This is a genomic window from Microbacterium lacticum, from assembly GCF_006716815.1.
GTDB classification, from domain to species: Bacteria; Actinomycetota; Actinomycetes; order Actinomycetales; family Microbacteriaceae; genus Microbacterium; species Microbacterium lacticum.
Genome location: NZ_VFPS01000001.1, coordinates 167,193 through 183,137, shown reverse-complemented (window position 1 = coordinate 183,137; position 15,945 = coordinate 167,193). Strand labels below are relative to the sequence as shown.

The window sequence follows — 15,945 nt, the reverse complement described above, 5'->3', positions numbered from 1 at the left end:
CCTCCGTCCTCCGTCTATTCGGCCGAGGGCTGCTCGCCGATCCTGTCGTGCACGGCCCGCGCGAAGCGGGTGCCGCGGTCGGAGTAGGACGTGAACTGATCGAAGGATGCCGCGGCCGGAGCGAGGAGGACCACGTCTCCGTCACGGGCGATTCCCGCCGCCAGTTCGACGACCTGCGCCATGACGTCTTCAGTCTGTGTGTGGTCGACCTCGAACAGCGGAATGGCAGGCGCGTGTCGCCCGAACGCCTCGACGATGCCCGCCCGATCGACGCCGATCACGATCGCGGCGCGCACCCCCGCACCGCGCGCGGCGACGAGGTCGGAGATGTCGACGCCCTTGAGGTCGCCGCCGACGACCCAGACGGCGCCCGGGAACGCGGCGAGCGACGAGGCGGCGGCGTGCGGGTTCGTGGCCTTCGAATCGTCGACCCAGGTGACTCCGGATGAGACGGCGACGACCTCGATGCGGTGCGGGTCGAGACGGAAGCCCCCGAGGGCGTCTCTGATCGCCCCGGGCGACACGTCGAGCGAGCGGGCCAGCGCGGAGGCGGCGAGGATGTTCGCGACCATGTGCGGCGCGGCGAGACCGACGGATGCCAGGTCGTCGAGCGTCGTCAGTTCGAGGGCGCTCGTGTGCCGGTCGTCGAGGAAGGCGCGGTCGACGAGGATGCCGTCGACGAGGCCTACGTCGCTCGGGCCCGGCACTCCGAGGTCGAAGCCGATGGCGCGGCATCCCTCGACCACATCCGCCTCTTCGACCATCTCGCGGGTGGCGACGTCGGCCTTGTTGTAGACGCAGGCGATCCGCGTGTTCTGGTAGACGACGGCCTTCGCGTCGCGGTAGGCCCGTGCCGAGCCGTGCCACTGCAGGTGGTCGTCGGCGAGGTTGAGGCACACGCTCGCGTACGGCGAGAGCGCGCCCTCGCCGGTCTGCAGGGAGAGGTACCAGAGCTGATGGCTGGAGAGCTCGACGACGAGCACGTCGAAGCCGGCCGGGTCGCGCACAGCGTCGAGCACCGGCACACCGATGTTGCCGACCGGTGCGGCGCGCAGTCCCCCGGCGACCAGCATCGAGGCGGTGAGGCGCGTCGTGGTCGTCTTGCCGTTGGTTCCCGTGACGAGCACCCAGTCGGCGGGCGAGCCGTCGGCACGGAGCACCTTGTCGCGCACGCGCCAGGCGAGCTCGACGTCGCCCCACAGGGCGATGCCCGACGCCTGCGCCCACCGGATGAGCGGGTGGTGCGGTGCGAACCCGGGAGACGCGACGATCACCTCGGGGGCGAACTCGACGAGGGCGGCGGGCACCTCCTGCAGCGGCTCGACGACCAGCCGCGCGCCGATGACGGGCACGAGCCGCGCGTATTCTTCGGATGCCTTCTCGGTGACCACGAGCACGTCGGCGCCGAGCTCGGCGAGCGTGTCGGCGGCCGAGAACCCGGTCATCGAGAGGCCGAGCACGGCGACCCGCAGGCCGCGCCAGTCGGCGTGCCAGCTGCGCAGGGCGTCGAGGTCGCGCACGTCGCCGCTCATCCGGTCGTCGCCGCTCACAGCGAGGCCAGCCATTCGACGTAGAAGAGCCCGACTCCGGTGACGGCGAGCATCCCCGCGATGATCCACATGCGCACGACGATAGTGATCTCGGGCCAGCCGCGCATCTCGAGGTGGTGGTGGAACGGACTCATCAGGAACAGCCGCTTGCCGCCGGTGGCTTTGAAGTACACGCGCTGCAGGATGACCGAGCCGGGGCCGATGATGAAGACGCCGGCGATGATGGCCGAGAGGATCTCGGTGCGCGAGAGCACCGCCATCGCGACGATGACGCCACCGATCGCCATCGACCCGACGTCGCCCATGAAGATCTTCGCCTTCGGGGCGTTCCACCACAGGAAGCCGACGAGCGCGCCGACGAACGACGCCGCGATGATCGTGAGGTCCATGGGGTCGCGGGTGTCGTAACAGGCCGCCTGGTAGGCGGCCACGAGCGCCTCCGACGTGCAGCGCTGCTGGAACTGCCAGAAGGTCACCAGGCTGTACGCCGAGATCGTGAAGATCCCCGCGCCGGTGGCGAGACCGTCGAGACCGTCGGTGAGGTTCGTGGCGTTCGACCAGGCGACGGAGAGGAACGAGATCCACACGAGGTAGGCGATCGACCCGATGATCGCGCCGAGCGCGAGGAACGACAGCATCGGGATGTCGCGGAAGAACGAGATGTACGGGGATGCCGGGGTCTGCGCGACCCGGTTGGGGAAGTTCAGCGCGACGATGCCGAACGGCACCGCGACGAGCACCTGGCCGACGACCTTGCGCCATCCGGAGAGACCGAGGCTCCGCTGCTGGCGCACCTTCAGGTAGTCGTCGATGAAGCCGACGGCGCCGAGACCCACCATCATCCAGATGACGAGGAGGCCGGAGATCGAGGGCGGCGCTCCGCCGGTGAGCGTGCCGACGAGGTAGCCGACGATCGACCCGATGATGAAGATCACGCCGCCCATGGTGGGCGTGCCGCGCTTGGCCTGATGGTTCGGGTTGTGCGCGTTCTCCGGGGTGCGGATCACCTGCCCCCACCCGAGCTTCTCGAACAGCCGGATGAACAGCGGCGTGAGGAAGAGGGTGAAGGCGAGTGAGATCGTGGCGGCCGTCAGCAGGGATCTCACGAGAACGATTCTCCCAGACGATCGCCCAGATGACGCAGGCCCGCCGAGTTCGACGACTTCACCAGCACGCGGTCGCCGTCGCGCAGCTCACCGAGGAGGTACTCGTACGCCTCGTCGGCGGTCTCGAAGAACACCGCTTCGCCGTCCCACGATCCTTCGCCGACGGCGGCGAGATAGAGCCTGCGCGCGTCGCGGCCGACCACGACGATCCGCTCGATGCGCAGCCGCACCGCCTGCAGACCGATGCGGTCGTGCTCTTCGCCGGCGAACTCGCCCAGTTCGCTCATCGCGCCGAGCACCGCCACCTTGCGCTGGCCGGGCTCGGTGATCTGCGCGAGGGTGCGCAGCGCCGCCGACATCGAGTCGGGGCTCGCGTTGTAGGCGTCGTTGATGATCCGCACGCGCTCCGACCCGAGCGGCTGCATGCGCCAGCGCTCGGCGATCTCGACGGTCTCCAGGCGCGCCACGGCGTCCGGAAGCGACACGCCCAGCTCCCCCGCCGCGGCGATCGCGGCGAGGGCGTTCATGACGTGGTGCTCGCCGAGCACGCGCAGGTGCAGAGGCATCCGTTCCGCCCCGCGGACGATCACGCAGCGCGTTCCGGAGGCGGTGACCTCGACGTCTTCGGCGCGGATCTCGGCGCTCGGTCCGCGGCCGAACCAGCGCACGGCGGCGCCTCGCGCCTCGGCGACCGACGCCATCGCGGCGACGCGCGGATCGTCGGCGTTGAGCACGGCGACCCCGCCCGGGCGGATCGCCTCGACGAGCTCGGTCTTCGCCTTCTGCGTCGCCTCGACCCCGCCGAACCCGCCGGCGTGGGCGAGACCCACCATGAGCACGACGCCGACGTCGGGGGTGACGAGACCCGCGAGGCGCGCGATCTCCCCCGGGCCGGATGCCCCGAACTCGCTCACCAGGTAGCGCGTGGTCTCCTCGACGCGCAGCATCGTCAGCGGGGCGCCGACCTCGTTGTTGTAGGAGCCGCGCGGGGCGATCGTCTCGCCCTCGTCCTGCAGGATGCGGGCGAGGAGGTTCTTGGTCGTCGTCTTGCCGTTCGAGCCGGTGATCCCGACGATCCGGAGCGCCCCGGCGGAGCGCACGCGCGCGACGACGGTGCGGGCGAGGTCGGCCAGCGCCTCGACGGCGTCTGCGACGACGATCTGGCTCACCGGGGCATCCTCGGAGGTCTCGACGAGGTGCTCGACGACCGCGAGCGCAGCGCCCGCCTCGGCGGCGGCGCCGACGAAACGGTGCCCGTCGGTGGCCTCGCCGGGCTTGGCGACGAAGATGTCGCCCGTCCCGATCACCCGGGAGTCGGTGTCGACGGCGCCGCTGACGACCGTCTCGGGCCCATCGCCCCGGGCGAGGTGAAGGGTTCCGCCGACGGCGTCGGCGATCTCTGAGAGGGTCATCCGGATCATGGCTGGGGGTTCCTCACGCGCACGGGGCGCGTCAATACATCACGGGCAGCAGCGGCGTCGCCGAGTTCGACGGCATGACGCGGTAGTGGGTGAGCACCTGCATCATGGCCTTCTTGAAGACGGACCGGTTCGCGGACGACATCCGGTTGGTCTTGGGCTCATCGAACAGCGTCAGAACAACGTACTGCGGATCGTCGGCGGGGGCGAACCCGGCGAGCGAGGTCATGTACAGCCCGTCCTTGTAGCCGCCGGCACCATCGGGCACCTGCGCCGTTCCGGTCTTGACCGCCAGGCGGTAGCCGGGGATGTTGATGTCCTGCGCCAGCGTGCCCTGCGCGTAGACGTTCTCGAGCATCTGCGAGACCTGCGCCGCGGTGTCGGGCTTGATGACCTGCACGGGGTCGGGCTCGTCGGGAGTCACGACCGTGCCGTCGGGCTCGGTGCAGGATTCGACGAGGCTGGCCGGCAGGCGCACGCCGCCGTTCGCGATCGTCTGGAAGACGCTGACGACCTGGGTCGGGGTCACCGTGAACGCCTGACCGAACGTGGTCGTGTAGTAGGTCTGGTTGTCCCAGTCCTTCGAGTCGGACGAGAATCCGGCCGTCGGCGATCCCGACCAGTTCAGGGCGTCGCCGCCGCCCACTCCGAACCGCTGCAGATAGTCCTGACGCACATCGGCGGGCACGAGCGTGCCGAACTGGCTCATCGCGACGTTGGACGATTCGACGAGACCCCCGGTGAGGGTCAGGTTCTCGGTCGGGTGGCTCTCGGAGTCGTTGACGACGGCCCCGCTGGGGAACTCGATCCGGTCGGGCACCTCGACCGTCGAGGTCGGGGTGAGGCCGGCCTGCTCGATCGCGGTCGCGGCGGTCACCGGCTTGAACGTCGATCCGGGCTCGTACGCGACGCGCAGCAGGCGCGATCCGCGGTCATCGGGGGCCGAGGCGCCGGGGTCGTTCGGGTCGACGGTGGGGGTCTCCGCGATCGCGCGGATCTTGCCCGTCTTCACCTCCATCACCATGATCCCGCCCCAGTCGGCCTGGTAATGGGCGGTCTCCTCGGCGATCAGCTGCTGCAGGTACCACTGCAGGTCGGTGTCGATCGTGAGCTTCAGCGTGCCGCCGTTGACGGCGGGGGTCTCGACCTCGGTGCCGGGGATGGTGACCCCGTCCGCACCGCTCTGATAGGTGCGGGTGCCGTCGGTGGCGGCGAGGCACTGGTTCTGCAGGTCTTCAAGGCCCTCGAGGGGGGTGCCGTCCGACCCGACGAAGCCGAGGATGTTGCCGGCGACCGCACCGTCGGGGTAGGTGCGCGACGGATGCTGGGGGAACGACAGGAACGGCAGCTTGAGGTCCGCCAGTGCCCGGTACTCCTCCGTCGACACGTACTGCTTCACGTAGGCGAACCGCGACTCGGGGTTCTCCGCGACGGCGTCGTCGGCGACCTTCTGCACGTCGGCGGCCGACTGGCCGGTGACGGCCGCGATGCGCGCGGCGAGGTCGGGCCAGCCGATCATCTCCGGTTCGCCGTCGGCGCCCTTGACGACGTTGCCGTCGGCATCGGTCTTCGCGATCCCCTGCACGGCGAGCATGGGGTCGATCTGCACGTTGTAGAGCAGCGTGCTCGTGGCCAGCACCGTGCCGTTCGTGTCCACGATCTCGCCGCGGGCGCCGTAGAGGGTCTGCTTCGCGCCGGTCGCGAGCGACTGCGCGTCGTTGATGTGGTCGTTGGCGTTCACGACCTGGATGTCGACGAGACGCACGACGAAGGCGGCGAGGACCACCAGCACGATGGCGAGTGCGACGACGGAGCGACGGCGAGGGCTGCGAGTGGCGCGGGTCGTCATGATCTCAGTGTGTGGCGGGGGTCGGCAGACCGTCGGCGATGGCGGGGGGTGTCGATGTATCGGCGGCCGAGGCGGCGATCGCCTCGTCGGCGACGCTCTTTCCCGCGCCGATGCTCGCCGCCGGATCGGACACGAGGGGCACGCCGGCGACGAGCGCGTTCGCCACCGCCGCCTGGCTGAGGGCGTTGACCGAGCTCGCCCCGCTCGCTCCGGCGGCGGTGCCGATGATCGTCGCGTCGCTCAACCGCAGGAAGGTGGGCGCCTGACCGGTGACCATGCCGAGCGCCGATGCGTTGGCCGCCAAGTACTGCGGTGAGCTGAGGCCGGCGAGCGAGTCGGTGAGCATCTGCTTCTGGTAGTCGAGCGTGCGCTGCTGCGAGGTCAGTTCGGAGAGCTGGTACGACGCCTGCGTCGTGAGGATCGACAGCCCCATCTGCGCGGCGCCGATCAGCACCGCGCCGGCGACGGCGACGACCCCGTAGAGCATCCGCGGGCGTCGTGGACGACGATGCGATTCGGGGCGTTTCAGCGCCTGGAGGCGCCGCTCCCGCTCGGGCGGCCGCGGCGCGGACGCGCCGAGGTGATCGGTCAGCAGGTCGAGCTCTGCGGGCACGCTCATGCCGCCTCCCTCACACGTTCGGCGGCGCGCAGGCGCACCGGGGTGGCTCGCGGATTGCGCTCCTTCTCCTCGTCGGAGGCGAGCTCGGCGCCTTTGACGAGCAGGCGGAAGCGCGGCGCGTGCTCGGGCAGCTCCACGGGCAGCCCCGCCGGGGCGGTGGAGGACGAGGCATCCGCGAACACCCGCTTGACGAGACGGTCCTCGAGTGACTGGTAGCTCATCACGACGATCCGTCCGCCGACCCGGAGCAGGTCCATCGAGGCGGGGATCGCCCGGTCGAGCACGGCCAGCTCGGCGTTGACCTCGATGCGCAGCGCCTGGAACACCCGCTTCGCGGGGTGGCCGCGCCCCTCGCGCTGCACGGCGGCGGGGGTCGCGGCGATCAGGATGTCGACGAGCCGTCCGGTGCGCTCGATCGGCGCGTCCGCGCGGGCGGCGATGATCGCGCGGGCGTAGCGGCCGGCGAGCTTCTCCTCGCCGTAGCGCTCGAAGATGCGGCGCAGGTCCCCCTCGCCGTAGGTCGCGACGATGTCGGCGGCGGTCGTGCCCGCGGTCTGGTCCATCCGCATGTCGAGCGGCGCGTCCTGCGCGTACGCGAAGCCGCGCGCCGCCTCGTCGAGCTGCAGCGACGAGACGCCGAGATCGAACAGCACGCCGTCGATGCGCGAGACGCCGGCGGATGCCACGGCGTCCGCGATCCCGTCGTACACGGTGTGCACGAGCGTGACCCGGTCGCCGAAGCGCGCCAGACGCTCCCCCGCGATGCGGAGCGCGTCGGTGTCGCGATCGAGGCCGATGAGCCGGATGTCGGGGAAGCGCTCGAGGAGCGCCTCGGAGTGCCCGCCCATGCCTTCGGTGGCATCGACGAGCACCGCGCCCGGCTGCGCGAGCGCGGGGGCGAGCAGCTCGACGCAGCGCTCGAGCATCACCGGGGTGTGGATGTCGGAGTGGCTCATGATGCGGGGGCCGTGACCCGTGGCCCTGATCCCCATCCGCCTGACCTGGCACCGGGGAAGTGTGTCAGGGCGTGCGGCTGGGAGTCACGGTCACGGGTCAGAAGAGGCCCGGGATCACCTCCTGCTCCATGTCCGAGTAGCTGTCCTCGTTGCTGTCGGCGTAGGCGTTCCACGCCTCTGCGTCCCAGATCTCGGCGTGCGCGCCGACACCGGTCACCACGAGCTTGCGCCCGAGGTTCGCGTAGGCGCGCAGGTGCGGCGGCAGGGTGATGCGGCTCTGGCTGTCGGGCTTCTCGTCGCTCGCGCCGGAGAGGAACATGCGCTGGAAGTCGCGCGCCTGCTTGTTGGTCAGCGGCGCCTCGCGGATCTTCTCGTAGACCCGCTCGAACTCCTTCGTGCTGAAGACGTAGAGGCAGCGCTCCTGACCGCGGGTGACGACCACGCCGTCACCGAGATCGGCGCGGAACTTGGCCGGCAGGATCACGCGTCCCTTGTCGTCGAGCTTGGGGGTGTAGGTGCCCAGCAGCATCCACGACCACCCCCCTTCGCTCCGGCCCGCCTCAGGTTCGCACCACTTTACTCCACTTCCCTCCACTTCACTATGCGTTTCTGCGCGAATCCTCGCCCAGCACGCAAAAAAACACCGACCCGAAGGTCGGTGCTTCTGTGTGAGCCGCCGTGCCGACGGCGTGCGGTCAGGTGCGCTCGATCAGCGCTCGCCCTGCCGCTTGTCCCATCGATCGTTCATGCGGTCCATGAACGACGACGACGGGCCGGTCTGCTTCTTGGCGCCGGCGGACGGCGTGCGCCCGGCGTGCGCGGCATCCGTCGCTCCCGCGCTGCGACGGGCGGGGGTCGCGGCGAGCACGACGCCGCCGACCATGGCGACGAAGGCGAGCACGCCCACGACGATGAGCCCGCTCGAGACGCCGACGATCAGACCGCCGAGGCCCACGAGCACGAGGACCGTGCCGTACACGATGTTGCGGTAGCTGAGCGTCTGCCCGTCACGAGGCGCGCTGACGACGTCGGCGTCCTTGTTCATGAGATGGCGTTCCATCTCGTCGAGCAGGCGCTGCTCCTGTTCTGACAGCGGCATGCGTCCCCCTGACGGGTGTAGCGGGCGGGTCCCGTTGCCCACGATTCTACGCGTGCACCCGAGAACTAGGCTAGGCCTGTGCAGGCTTCCGACGACCCGATCGAGGCAGTTTCCCAGCGACTGGCTAGCTTCGTGACAGACCAGAGCGCGACGTGGGCGTCCGAGGGAGCGGAAGCGGCCGGTTTCGTGCGTGCCGGCGCCGATGCGCTGACCGGCGGGAAGCGTCTGCGGGCGCGGTTCTGCCTGGCCGGATGGCAGGCCGTCGCCGAGACGCGCTCGACCGATGACTCCCCCGCCGTGCCCGGCGACGACGTCATCGCCGCCGCGGCCGCGCTCGAGATCTTCCACGCGGCGGCGCTCGTGCACGACGACCTCATCGACAACTCGGACACCCGCCGCGGGCGGCCCGCCGCGCACCGCGCCCTCGAGGCCGCGCACCGCGCGGCGGGCTGGGCGGGCGATGCCGCGGCGTTCGGCCGCTCGGGCGCGATCCTGCTCGGCGACCTGCTCGTCGCCTGGAGCGACGATCTGCTCGAGGCGGGCCTGCGCACCGCCGAGCACGCCGCGGCCGCGCGCGAGGTCTACGCGCTGATGCGTCGCGAGGTGACGGTCGGGCAGTTCCTCGACATCGCCGAGGAGGCCGCGTACGTGACGTCGCCCGACGACACGCACGCCGAGCGGGCGCTCCGGGTCGCGTCACTGAAGTCCGCGCGGTACTCCGTGCAGCATCCCCTCCTGCTCGGCGCGGCGCTGGCGGGCGCGGATGCCGCGCAGACGCGCGCGCTCTCGGCCTTCGGCCACCCGCTGGGGCTCGCCTTCCAGCTGCGCGACGACGTGCTCGGGGTCTTCGGCGACAGCGCCGTGACCGGAAAGCCGTCGGGCGACGACCTGCGCGAGGGCAAGCGCACGGTGCTCGTCGCCTACACCCGCGAATCGCTGGATGCCGGGGCGCGCGCGGCCTTCGACGCGCTGCTCGGTGACCCGTCGCTCGACGACGCCCAGATCACCGCTCTGCAGCAGACGATCCGCGATTCGGGCGCGCTCGACCGGGTCGAGGAGCTCATCTCGCGCAGCGCCGCCGAGGCCGACGACGCGCTCCGCGGCGCGGACCTCGGGACCGAGGCCACGCAGGGGCTGCTGCGGCTCTCGCGCGACGCCACCGCCCGCGCCGCCTGAGCGTCTCCTCCTGGTCAGGCGAGAGACTGCGCAACGCGGCGCACCTCGGCCTTGCGGCCGCGGCGGAGCGCGTCGATCGGCGCGGCGCCGATGGAGTCTTCCTCGGTGATCAGCCAGTCGATCAGCTCGTCGTCGCTGAACCCGGCATCCTGCAGCACGATCACGGTGCCGCGCAGCGAACCGAGCGGTTCGCCGTCGACGACGAACACCTCGGGCACCGCGAACACTCCGGTGCGCTTCGAGCCGACGAGGTGACGGTCATCAAGCAGGCGACGGATGCGGCCGAGCGGTTCGCCGAGCACCTCGACCAGGTCGGGCAGGGTGAGCCAGGCGGTCTCGACGACGGGGACGGATTCTTCGCTCACCCCTCCACTATCGCACCATCTCCTCGCCCCGCGCGCGGGCGCCGAGATGAACTCTCGTCACACGAGTCACTTCGATCACGTCTCTATACACCCGTTGACATGAATGCCGTTCCGTGACACGGTGGCCAGGTCGAAAGAAGGGGGAGATTCTTGCGACCGACATCCGCACGCATCCGCCATGGCGTCACCACCACGACCGCCCTGGTCGGTTCGGTGTCGCTGGCGTTCACCGCCACGCCCGCCGCCGCACAGGCTCTGGCCACCGCGCACACTCCGTCCGCGGCACACCCGGGCCTCCGCCTGGCTGTCACGGTGCCGCCGCCGACGGCGACGCTGCGCGCCCTGGAGACCGCGCCGGCGGAGGTGACCGTCGTCCCCGGCGACACGGTCAGCGACATCGCCGCGCGCTGGGGCCTCGCCACCGCCGACGTGCTCACGTGGAACGGGCTCGACTGGTCGAGCATCATCCACCCCGGCCAGCGCCTCCGGCTCGCGCCACCCGCGGGCGGCGCGAACGTCACGCCCGCGCCGGCCGCCGAGGCCGCACCCGCCGCCCCCGCGACCGCCGTCGCATCCCACACGGTCACCGGCGGCGACACCCTGTGGGCGATCGCGCAGGACGCCGGCGTCGGCCTCGCCGCGCTGCTCGAGGCCAACGGTCTGGAGCGCGGCTCGATCATCTACCCCGGACAGACCCTGCTGATCCCGGGCGCCGGCGGAGCGCAGCCCGCCGCGGCCGCACCCGCGGCGCCGGCGCCCGCCGAGGCATCCCCCGCTCCTGCCCCCGCGCCCGCGCCCGCGACACCACCCGCCGCGGCCGCTCCCGTCGTGCTCGACGCCGAGCAGATCGAGAACGCCCGCATCATCATCGAGGTGGGCCGCAGCCGCGGCGTGTCCGAACGCGGCATCGCGATCGCGCTGGCGACGGGCATGGTCGAGTCGTGGCTGCGGAACCTCGACTGGGGCGACCGCGACTCGCTCGGGCTGTTCCAGCAGCGCCCGAGCACGGGGTGGGGCACCGAAGACGAGGTGCGCGACCCGTACCGGGCGGCGGCCGCCTTCTTCGGCGGCCCGGACGACCCCAACGGCACGGCCACGCGGGGCCTCCTGGACGTGCCGGGCTGGGAGGCGATGGACTTCGGCGCCGCCGCGCAGGCCGTGCAGATCTCGGCGCACCCCGAACGGTACGGTCCGTGGGAGCAGCAGGCCGAGGAGTGGCTCGCGACGCTCGGCTGAACGCGTGGCCCAATCGAGCGAACCGCACACCGAGGTCGCGCGTGCGGTGAGCCGCTCCCCGGGCATTCGGCATCCACTCCCTAGAATCACGTAGGTGAGCACGAGCCAGCAGACGGACCCGCTGATCGGCCGTCTGGTCGACGGCCGGTACCGCGTTCGTGCCCGCATCGCCCGTGGCGGCATGGCCACCGTCTACGTCGCGACCGATCTGCGCCTCGAGCGCCGCGTCGCGCTGAAGGTGATGCACAGCCACCTCTCCGATGACACCGTCTTCCAGGGACGCTTCATCCAGGAGGCCCGCGCCGCCGCGCGCCTGGCCGATCCGCACGTCGTCAACGTCTTCGACCAGGGCCAGGACGGCGAGATGGCCTATCTCGTCATGGAGTACCTGCCCGGCATCACGCTGCGCGACCTCCTGCGCGAGCAGCGGCGACTGTCGATCCCGCAGACGATCACGATCATGGATGCCGTGCTGTCGGGCCTCTCCGCCGCACACCGCGCCGGGATCGTGCACCGCGACGTGAAGCCCGAGAACGTGCTGCTCGCCGAAGACGGCCGCATCAAGATCGGCGACTTCGGCCTCGCCCGCGCGACGAGCGCGAACACCGCCACCGGGCAGATGCTGCTCGGCACGATCGCCTACCTCGCCCCCGAGCTCGTCACCCGGGGCACCGCGGATGCCCGGAGCGACATCTACGCCCTCGGGATCATGCTGTACGAGATGCTCGTCGGCGAGCAGCCGTACAAGGGCGAGCAGCCGATGCAGATCGCCTACCAGCACGCCACCGACTCGGTGCCGCGGCCGTCGGCGAAGAACCCGGGCGTGCCCGAGCAGCTCGACGAGCTCGTCATGTGGGCGACCGAGCGCGAACCCGACGAGCGTCCGTCCGACGCGCGTGCGATGCTCGACCGGCTGCGTGAGATCGAGAAGGAGCTCGGCGTCTTCCCGCACGTCGTGCGGACGCCCGCCCCGGGGCTCGTCGCCGTCGACGACGGCGTCGACTCGGGCGAGGTCACCAAGATCATGCCGGGCACGTTCACCGCGCCCACCGTCACCGACGACGTCGACAACACGACGCTGCTGCGCCGCCGCGCGCGGCGGAACGCCGGCAAGGGCTGGTGGCTGCTGCTGCTCGTGGTGGTCCTCGCGGGGCTCGCGGGCGGAGCCGGCTGGTGGTTCGGCACGGGGCCGGGATCGCTCGTCGCCGTGCCCGACGTCGCGGGGCAGAGCTTCGACGAGGCATCCGGGACGCTCGCCGCACAGTCGCTCGTCGCCGTCCCGGGCGAGGACTACAGCCGTGATGTCGCGGCGGGCCTCGCCATCCGCACCGAACCGGGCACCGGGGAGCGGCTCGACAAGGACAGCCAGGTCACCGTCGTGATCTCCCTCGGCCCCGCATCGCACGACATCGGCGCACTGGCGGGCCTCAGCCTCGACGACGCCACGCGCACCCTCGACGAGCTCTACATCACGGCATCCGACGATCCGTCGCGCGTGTTCACCGACGCCCCGGCCGACCAGGTCGTGTCCGCGTCGATCACGCCGCCCGGCGGCGGCGACGCCGTCGACTGCACGCAGGGATGCACCGCCCTCGAGGGGTCGACCGCGTCGTTCGAGGTCTCGGCGGGCGCGATCCCGGACGTCGCCGGCCGGAGCGTCGCCGACGCGACCTCGATCCTCGCCGATGTGAAGCTCTCCGTCACCACCTCGGAGGAGTACAGCGACGACGTCGACAGCGGCCGCGTCGTGCGCGTCGACCACGGCGACGGCGTGCGCCCCGGCGACACCGTCACCCTCGTCGTCTCGAAGGGTCCGGAGCCGATCGAGGTCCCGGATGTCTCGGGGCAGACCGTCGCCGTCGCGATGCAGACTCTGCGGGAAGCCGGCTTCGAGCCCGGCACCGCGCTGCCCGAGATCGTCTGGGGCATCTTCACCGTCGCGAGCACGAGCCCCGCCGCCGGCACGTCCCAGCTGCCCGGCACGAAGATCACCGTCCGCTCGACGGGCTGACCCGCCCCGCGCCGCGCCCCTCGATCCCACACCGAGAACGCGCGATAGCACCTCTCGGAGCCCGTTTGCGGTGCTATCGTGCGTTCTCGCGCGCGAGCGCGCGGGCGATCCGCGCGAGGAGGGCGCTCGGGTCGGGGACCAGGTCGTCCGCGCCGACGAGCATGACGTCGTAGCCGGCGTCCTGGAACAGCTGCACGCGGGTCAGGTCGCTCCGCCATCGCGAGCGCGAGGTGCGGTGCTCGTCGCCCTGGTACTCGATGAGGAGCCGCTGCCGCTCGTACCCGAGGTCGCTGTGCAGCACCCCCACCGCCGTCATCACGGGGAGCTGCACCGCGGGCTCGGGCAGGCCCGCGTCGACGATGCGCAGGCGCAGCAGCGTCTCGCGGGGCGACTGCGCGCCCGGGCGGATGAGCACCAGCGCCTGGCGCAGCGCGCGGGTGCCGCGGCCGCTCCGGGCGTCGACGGCGCGGGCGAGGTCTGCTGCCGTCGCGAGCGGCGGCAGCGTCGATCCCGTCGAGAGCCGCCGCTTGGTGGTCAGGTAGTCCCCCGCGGTAACGAGCGCGTCGCGGCCGAGCAGCATCCTCGGTTCCGTCGCGCCACGGGTCGCGAGATGGCACCAGGTCGCGAGGGGGCCGATCACCCGCAGCCCCGCGTGCACGCGGCGATCCGGGTCATCCGATGTCGATCGCCCGATGACGTGGTGGTGACGCACCGGCACCCGTCCGCCGACCGTGAGCACGTGAAGCGGCTCGATCGGCGCGTACCGCTGCGGAACGGGGATGCTCCAGAGCCGGGCAGCGGTCAGATGGCTGAACCAGTGCTGCGGGCCGAGCGCCACCGACAGCGCCGCGCATCGATCGAGCAGATCATCGGATGCCTCGGTGACGTAGATCCCGTGGTGCGGGTGGCCGAGGTCGCGCCCGCGCAGCCGCCCGCGCCCGACGCCCGCCGCGCGCGCCTGGTCGGCGGTGAACGCGCGCCCGCCGAACCGTTCGTCGAACGGCGGCGGCAGCGGCGTCGAGCGGGTCATGCGCCCAGTGTCACCCCGAGCGCCCGCGCCGCGCGCGATCTGTCCACACCCCGCGCGAGAACGCACGATAGCACCGCTCCGGGGCGCGAAGAGGTGCTGTTGTGCGTTCTCGGCGCCGGGCGGCGCCGGGCGCCGCGCGGAGGTCAGCGCTTTTCGAGCTCCTCGGCCACCAGGAAGGCGAGTTCGAGCGACTGCATGTGGTTCAGGCGCGGGTCGCACAGGCTCTCGTAGCGGGTCGCGAGGGTCGCCTCGTCGATCTGCTCCGAGCCACCCAGGCACTCGGTGACGTCGTCGCCCGTGAGCTCGACGTGGATGCCTCCGGGGAAGGTGCCCACGGCGCGGTGCGCCTCGAAGAACCCGCGCACCTCGTCGACGACGTCGTCGAAGCGGCGCGTCTTGTAACCGGTGGGCGTGGTGATGCCGTTGCCGTGCATCGGGTCGGTGACCCAGAGGGGCGTGGCACCGGCATCCTTCACCGCTTCGAGCAGCGGCGGCAGCGCGTCGCGGATCTTGCCCGCGCCCATGCGCGTGATGAACGTCAGTCGGCCGGGCTCGCGCTCGGGGTCGAGCTTGTCGATGAGCTCGAGCGCCGTCTCGGGCGAGGTCGAGGGTCCGAGCTTCACGCCGATGGGGTTGCGGATCTTCGAGAAGTAGTCGACGTGGGCGCCGTCGAGCTCGCGCGTGCGCTCCCCGATCCACAGGAAGTGCGCCGCGGTGTTGTACGGCGTTCCGGTGCGCGAGTCGACGCGGGTCATCGGCCGCTCGTAGTCCATCAGCAGGCCTTCGTGGCCGGTGTAGAACTCGACGCGCTTGAGCTCGTCGAAGTCGGCGCCGGCCGCCTCCATGAACTTGATCGCCCGGTCGATATCGGTCGCGAGGCGCTCGTACTGCTGGTTCGCCGGGTTCTGCGCGAAGCCCTTGTTCCACGAGTGCACCTCGCGGAGGTCGGCGAAGCCGCCCTGCGTGAACGCGCGGATGAGATTGATGGTGGATGCCGCGGTGTGGTAGCCCTTCAGCAGCCGGGCCGGGTCGGGCTGGCGCGACAGCTCGGTGAAGTCGTAGCCGTTGACGATGTCGCCGCGGTAGGCGGGCAGCGTCACGTCGCCGCGGGTCTCGGTGTCACTCGAGCGGGGCTTGGCGAACTGACCCGCCATGCGCCCCATCTTCACGACCGGCATGGATGCCCCGTAGGTCAGCACGACCGCCATCTGCAGCACCGTCTTGATGCGGTTGCGGATCTGCTCGGCCGTCGCGCCGGCGAAGGTCTCGGCGCAGTCGCCGCCCTGCAGCAGGAACGCCTGTCCGGCGGCGGCCTTCGCGAGCCGGTCGCGGAGGTTGTCGACCTCACCGGCGAACACGAGGGGCGGGAGCGTCGCGATCTCGGCCGACACCGCGGCCACGTCGTCGAGGTCGGTCCAGCTCGGCTGCTGCTTGATCGGGAGCGTGCGCCAGTGATCCAGGTCGGCGTGCAGGGTGGGCATCCGGCCAGTCTAGTGGCGCCGCGAGAGGGTCGGATGCCGCGTGACGACG

14 protein-coding genes are annotated in these 15,945 nt (G+C 71.4%); 3 read left to right on the top strand and 11 right to left on the bottom strand.

Translation table 11 applies throughout. From position 1 onward, the window contains the following. Positions 1–14: 14 nt before the first annotated feature. The 8 genes from murD to FHX68_RS00850 form a co-directional block, all read right to left on the bottom strand. Positions 15–1,532 carry a UDP-N-acetylmuramoyl-L-alanine--D-glutamate ligase gene (gene murD, locus FHX68_RS00885; RefSeq protein ID WP_244926826.1) on the bottom strand — a complete coding sequence of 506 codons (1,518 nt, stop codon included), beginning with the start codon at positions 1,530–1,532 and terminating at the stop codon, positions 15–17. A 14-nt stretch (positions 1,533–1,546) separates the two neighbouring features. After that, the gene (gene mraY, locus FHX68_RS00880) at positions 1,547–2,656 is read right to left on the bottom strand and encodes a phospho-N-acetylmuramoyl-pentapeptide-transferase (RefSeq protein ID WP_141378655.1); all 1,110 of its coding nucleotides are present in this window, start codon (positions 2,654–2,656) and stop codon (positions 1,547–1,549) included. Further along, a complete protein-coding gene (locus tag FHX68_RS00875; protein WP_141378653.1) occupies positions 2,653–4,077 on the bottom strand; it encodes a UDP-N-acetylmuramoyl-tripeptide--D-alanyl-D-alanine ligase in 1,425 nt (474 codons plus the stop codon). The genes mraY and FHX68_RS00875 overlap by 4 nt, the downstream gene beginning before the upstream one ends. Before the next feature lie 31 nt (positions 4,078–4,108). Continuing rightward, positions 4,109–5,923 carry a peptidoglycan D,D-transpeptidase FtsI family protein gene (locus FHX68_RS00870; protein ID WP_141378651.1) on the bottom strand — a complete coding sequence of 605 codons (1,815 nt, stop codon included), beginning with the start codon at positions 5,921–5,923 and terminating at the stop codon, positions 4,109–4,111. A gap of 4 nt (positions 5,924–5,927) precedes the next feature. Further along, positions 5,928–6,542 (bottom strand): cell division protein FtsL, encoded by a 615-nt coding sequence (gene ftsL / locus FHX68_RS00865; protein ID WP_141378649.1) that lies wholly within the window; start codon positions 6,540–6,542, stop codon positions 5,928–5,930. After that, on the bottom strand, positions 6,539–7,498 hold the full coding sequence (rsmH, locus tag FHX68_RS00860; RefSeq protein ID WP_174799050.1) for a 16S rRNA (cytosine(1402)-N(4))-methyltransferase RsmH: 960 nt from the start codon (positions 7,496–7,498) through the stop codon (positions 6,539–6,541). Before rsmH ends, ftsL begins: the two co-directional genes overlap by 4 nt. 97 nt (positions 7,499–7,595) lie before the next feature. Continuing rightward, positions 7,596–8,027, bottom strand: a complete 432-nt coding sequence (gene mraZ, locus FHX68_RS00855) for a division/cell wall cluster transcriptional repressor MraZ (protein ID WP_141378645.1) — start codon at positions 8,025–8,027, stop codon at positions 7,596–7,598. Between the two features lie 180 nt (positions 8,028–8,207). After that, positions 8,208–8,597, bottom strand: coding sequence for a DUF3040 domain-containing protein (locus FHX68_RS00850; RefSeq protein WP_141378643.1), 390 nt, complete (start codon positions 8,595–8,597; stop codon positions 8,208–8,210). A gap of 78 nt (positions 8,598–8,675) precedes the next feature. On the opposite strand from FHX68_RS00850, the gene FHX68_RS00845 reads away from it, so the two are divergent. Then, a complete protein-coding gene (locus FHX68_RS00845; protein WP_141378641.1) occupies positions 8,676–9,773 on the top strand; it encodes a polyprenyl synthetase family protein in 1,098 nt (365 codons plus the stop codon). A gap of 14 nt (positions 9,774–9,787) precedes the next feature. Here FHX68_RS00845 and FHX68_RS00840 read toward each other — a convergent pair whose 3' ends face one another. Beyond that, positions 9,788–10,138, bottom strand: coding sequence for an Rv2175c family DNA-binding protein (locus FHX68_RS00840; protein WP_141378639.1), 351 nt, complete (start codon positions 10,136–10,138; stop codon positions 9,788–9,790). Positions 10,139–10,288: 150 nt separating this feature from the next. On the opposite strand from FHX68_RS00840, the gene FHX68_RS00835 reads away from it, so the two are divergent. Further along, on the top strand, positions 10,289–11,374 hold the full coding sequence (locus tag FHX68_RS00835; RefSeq protein WP_229661382.1) for a LysM peptidoglycan-binding domain-containing protein: 1,086 nt from the start codon (positions 10,289–10,291) through the stop codon (positions 11,372–11,374). Positions 11,375–11,468: 94 nt separating this feature from the next. Further along, positions 11,469–13,385: a Stk1 family PASTA domain-containing Ser/Thr kinase gene (pknB, locus tag FHX68_RS00830; protein WP_141378637.1), complete on the top strand. Its 1,917-nt coding sequence runs from the start codon at positions 11,469–11,471 to the stop codon at positions 13,383–13,385. Between the two features lie 73 nt (positions 13,386–13,458). Here pknB and FHX68_RS00825 read toward each other — a convergent pair whose 3' ends face one another. Both FHX68_RS00825 and FHX68_RS00820 read right to left on the bottom strand, forming a co-directional pair. Further along, positions 13,459–14,415 (bottom strand): hypothetical protein, encoded by a 957-nt coding sequence (locus FHX68_RS00825; RefSeq protein WP_141378635.1) that lies wholly within the window; start codon positions 14,413–14,415, stop codon positions 13,459–13,461. A gap of 143 nt (positions 14,416–14,558) precedes the next feature. Beyond that, positions 14,559–15,896: a class II 3-deoxy-7-phosphoheptulonate synthase gene (locus FHX68_RS00820; RefSeq protein WP_141378634.1), complete on the bottom strand. Its 1,338-nt coding sequence runs from the start codon at positions 15,894–15,896 to the stop codon at positions 14,559–14,561. Positions 15,897–15,945 lie beyond the last annotated feature (49 nt).

Bases quoted from the DNA above. Each gene is read 5' to 3' on its own strand.
- FHX68_RS00870 (WP_141378651.1), bottom strand. From the start codon at position 5,923: ATGACGACCCGCGCCACTCGCAGCCCTCGCCGTCGCTCCGTCGTCGCA.
- rsmH (WP_174799050.1), bottom strand. From the start codon at position 7,498: ATGAGCCACTCCGACATCCACACCCCGGTGATGCTCGAGCGCTGCGTC.
- FHX68_RS00820 (WP_141378634.1), bottom strand. From the start codon at position 15,896: ATGCCCACCCTGCACGCCGACCTGGATCACTGGCGCACGCTCCCGATC.
- FHX68_RS00825 (WP_141378635.1), bottom strand. From the start codon at position 14,415: ATGACCCGCTCGACGCCGCTGCCGCCGCCGTTCGACGAACGGTTCGGC.
- murD (WP_244926826.1), bottom strand. From the start codon at position 1,532: ATGAGCGGCGACGTGCGCGACCTCGACGCCCTGCGCAGCTGGCACGCC.
- FHX68_RS00850 (WP_141378643.1), bottom strand. From the start codon at position 8,597: ATGCCGCTGTCAGAACAGGAGCAGCGCCTGCTCGACGAGATGGAACGC.
- mraZ (WP_141378645.1), bottom strand. From the start codon at position 8,027: ATGCTGCTGGGCACCTACACCCCCAAGCTCGACGACAAGGGACGCGTG.
- ftsL (WP_141378649.1), bottom strand. From the start codon at position 6,542: ATGAGCGTGCCCGCAGAGCTCGACCTGCTGACCGATCACCTCGGCGCG.
- FHX68_RS00875 (WP_141378653.1), bottom strand. From the start codon at position 4,077: ATGATCCGGATGACCCTCTCAGAGATCGCCGACGCCGTCGGCGGAACC.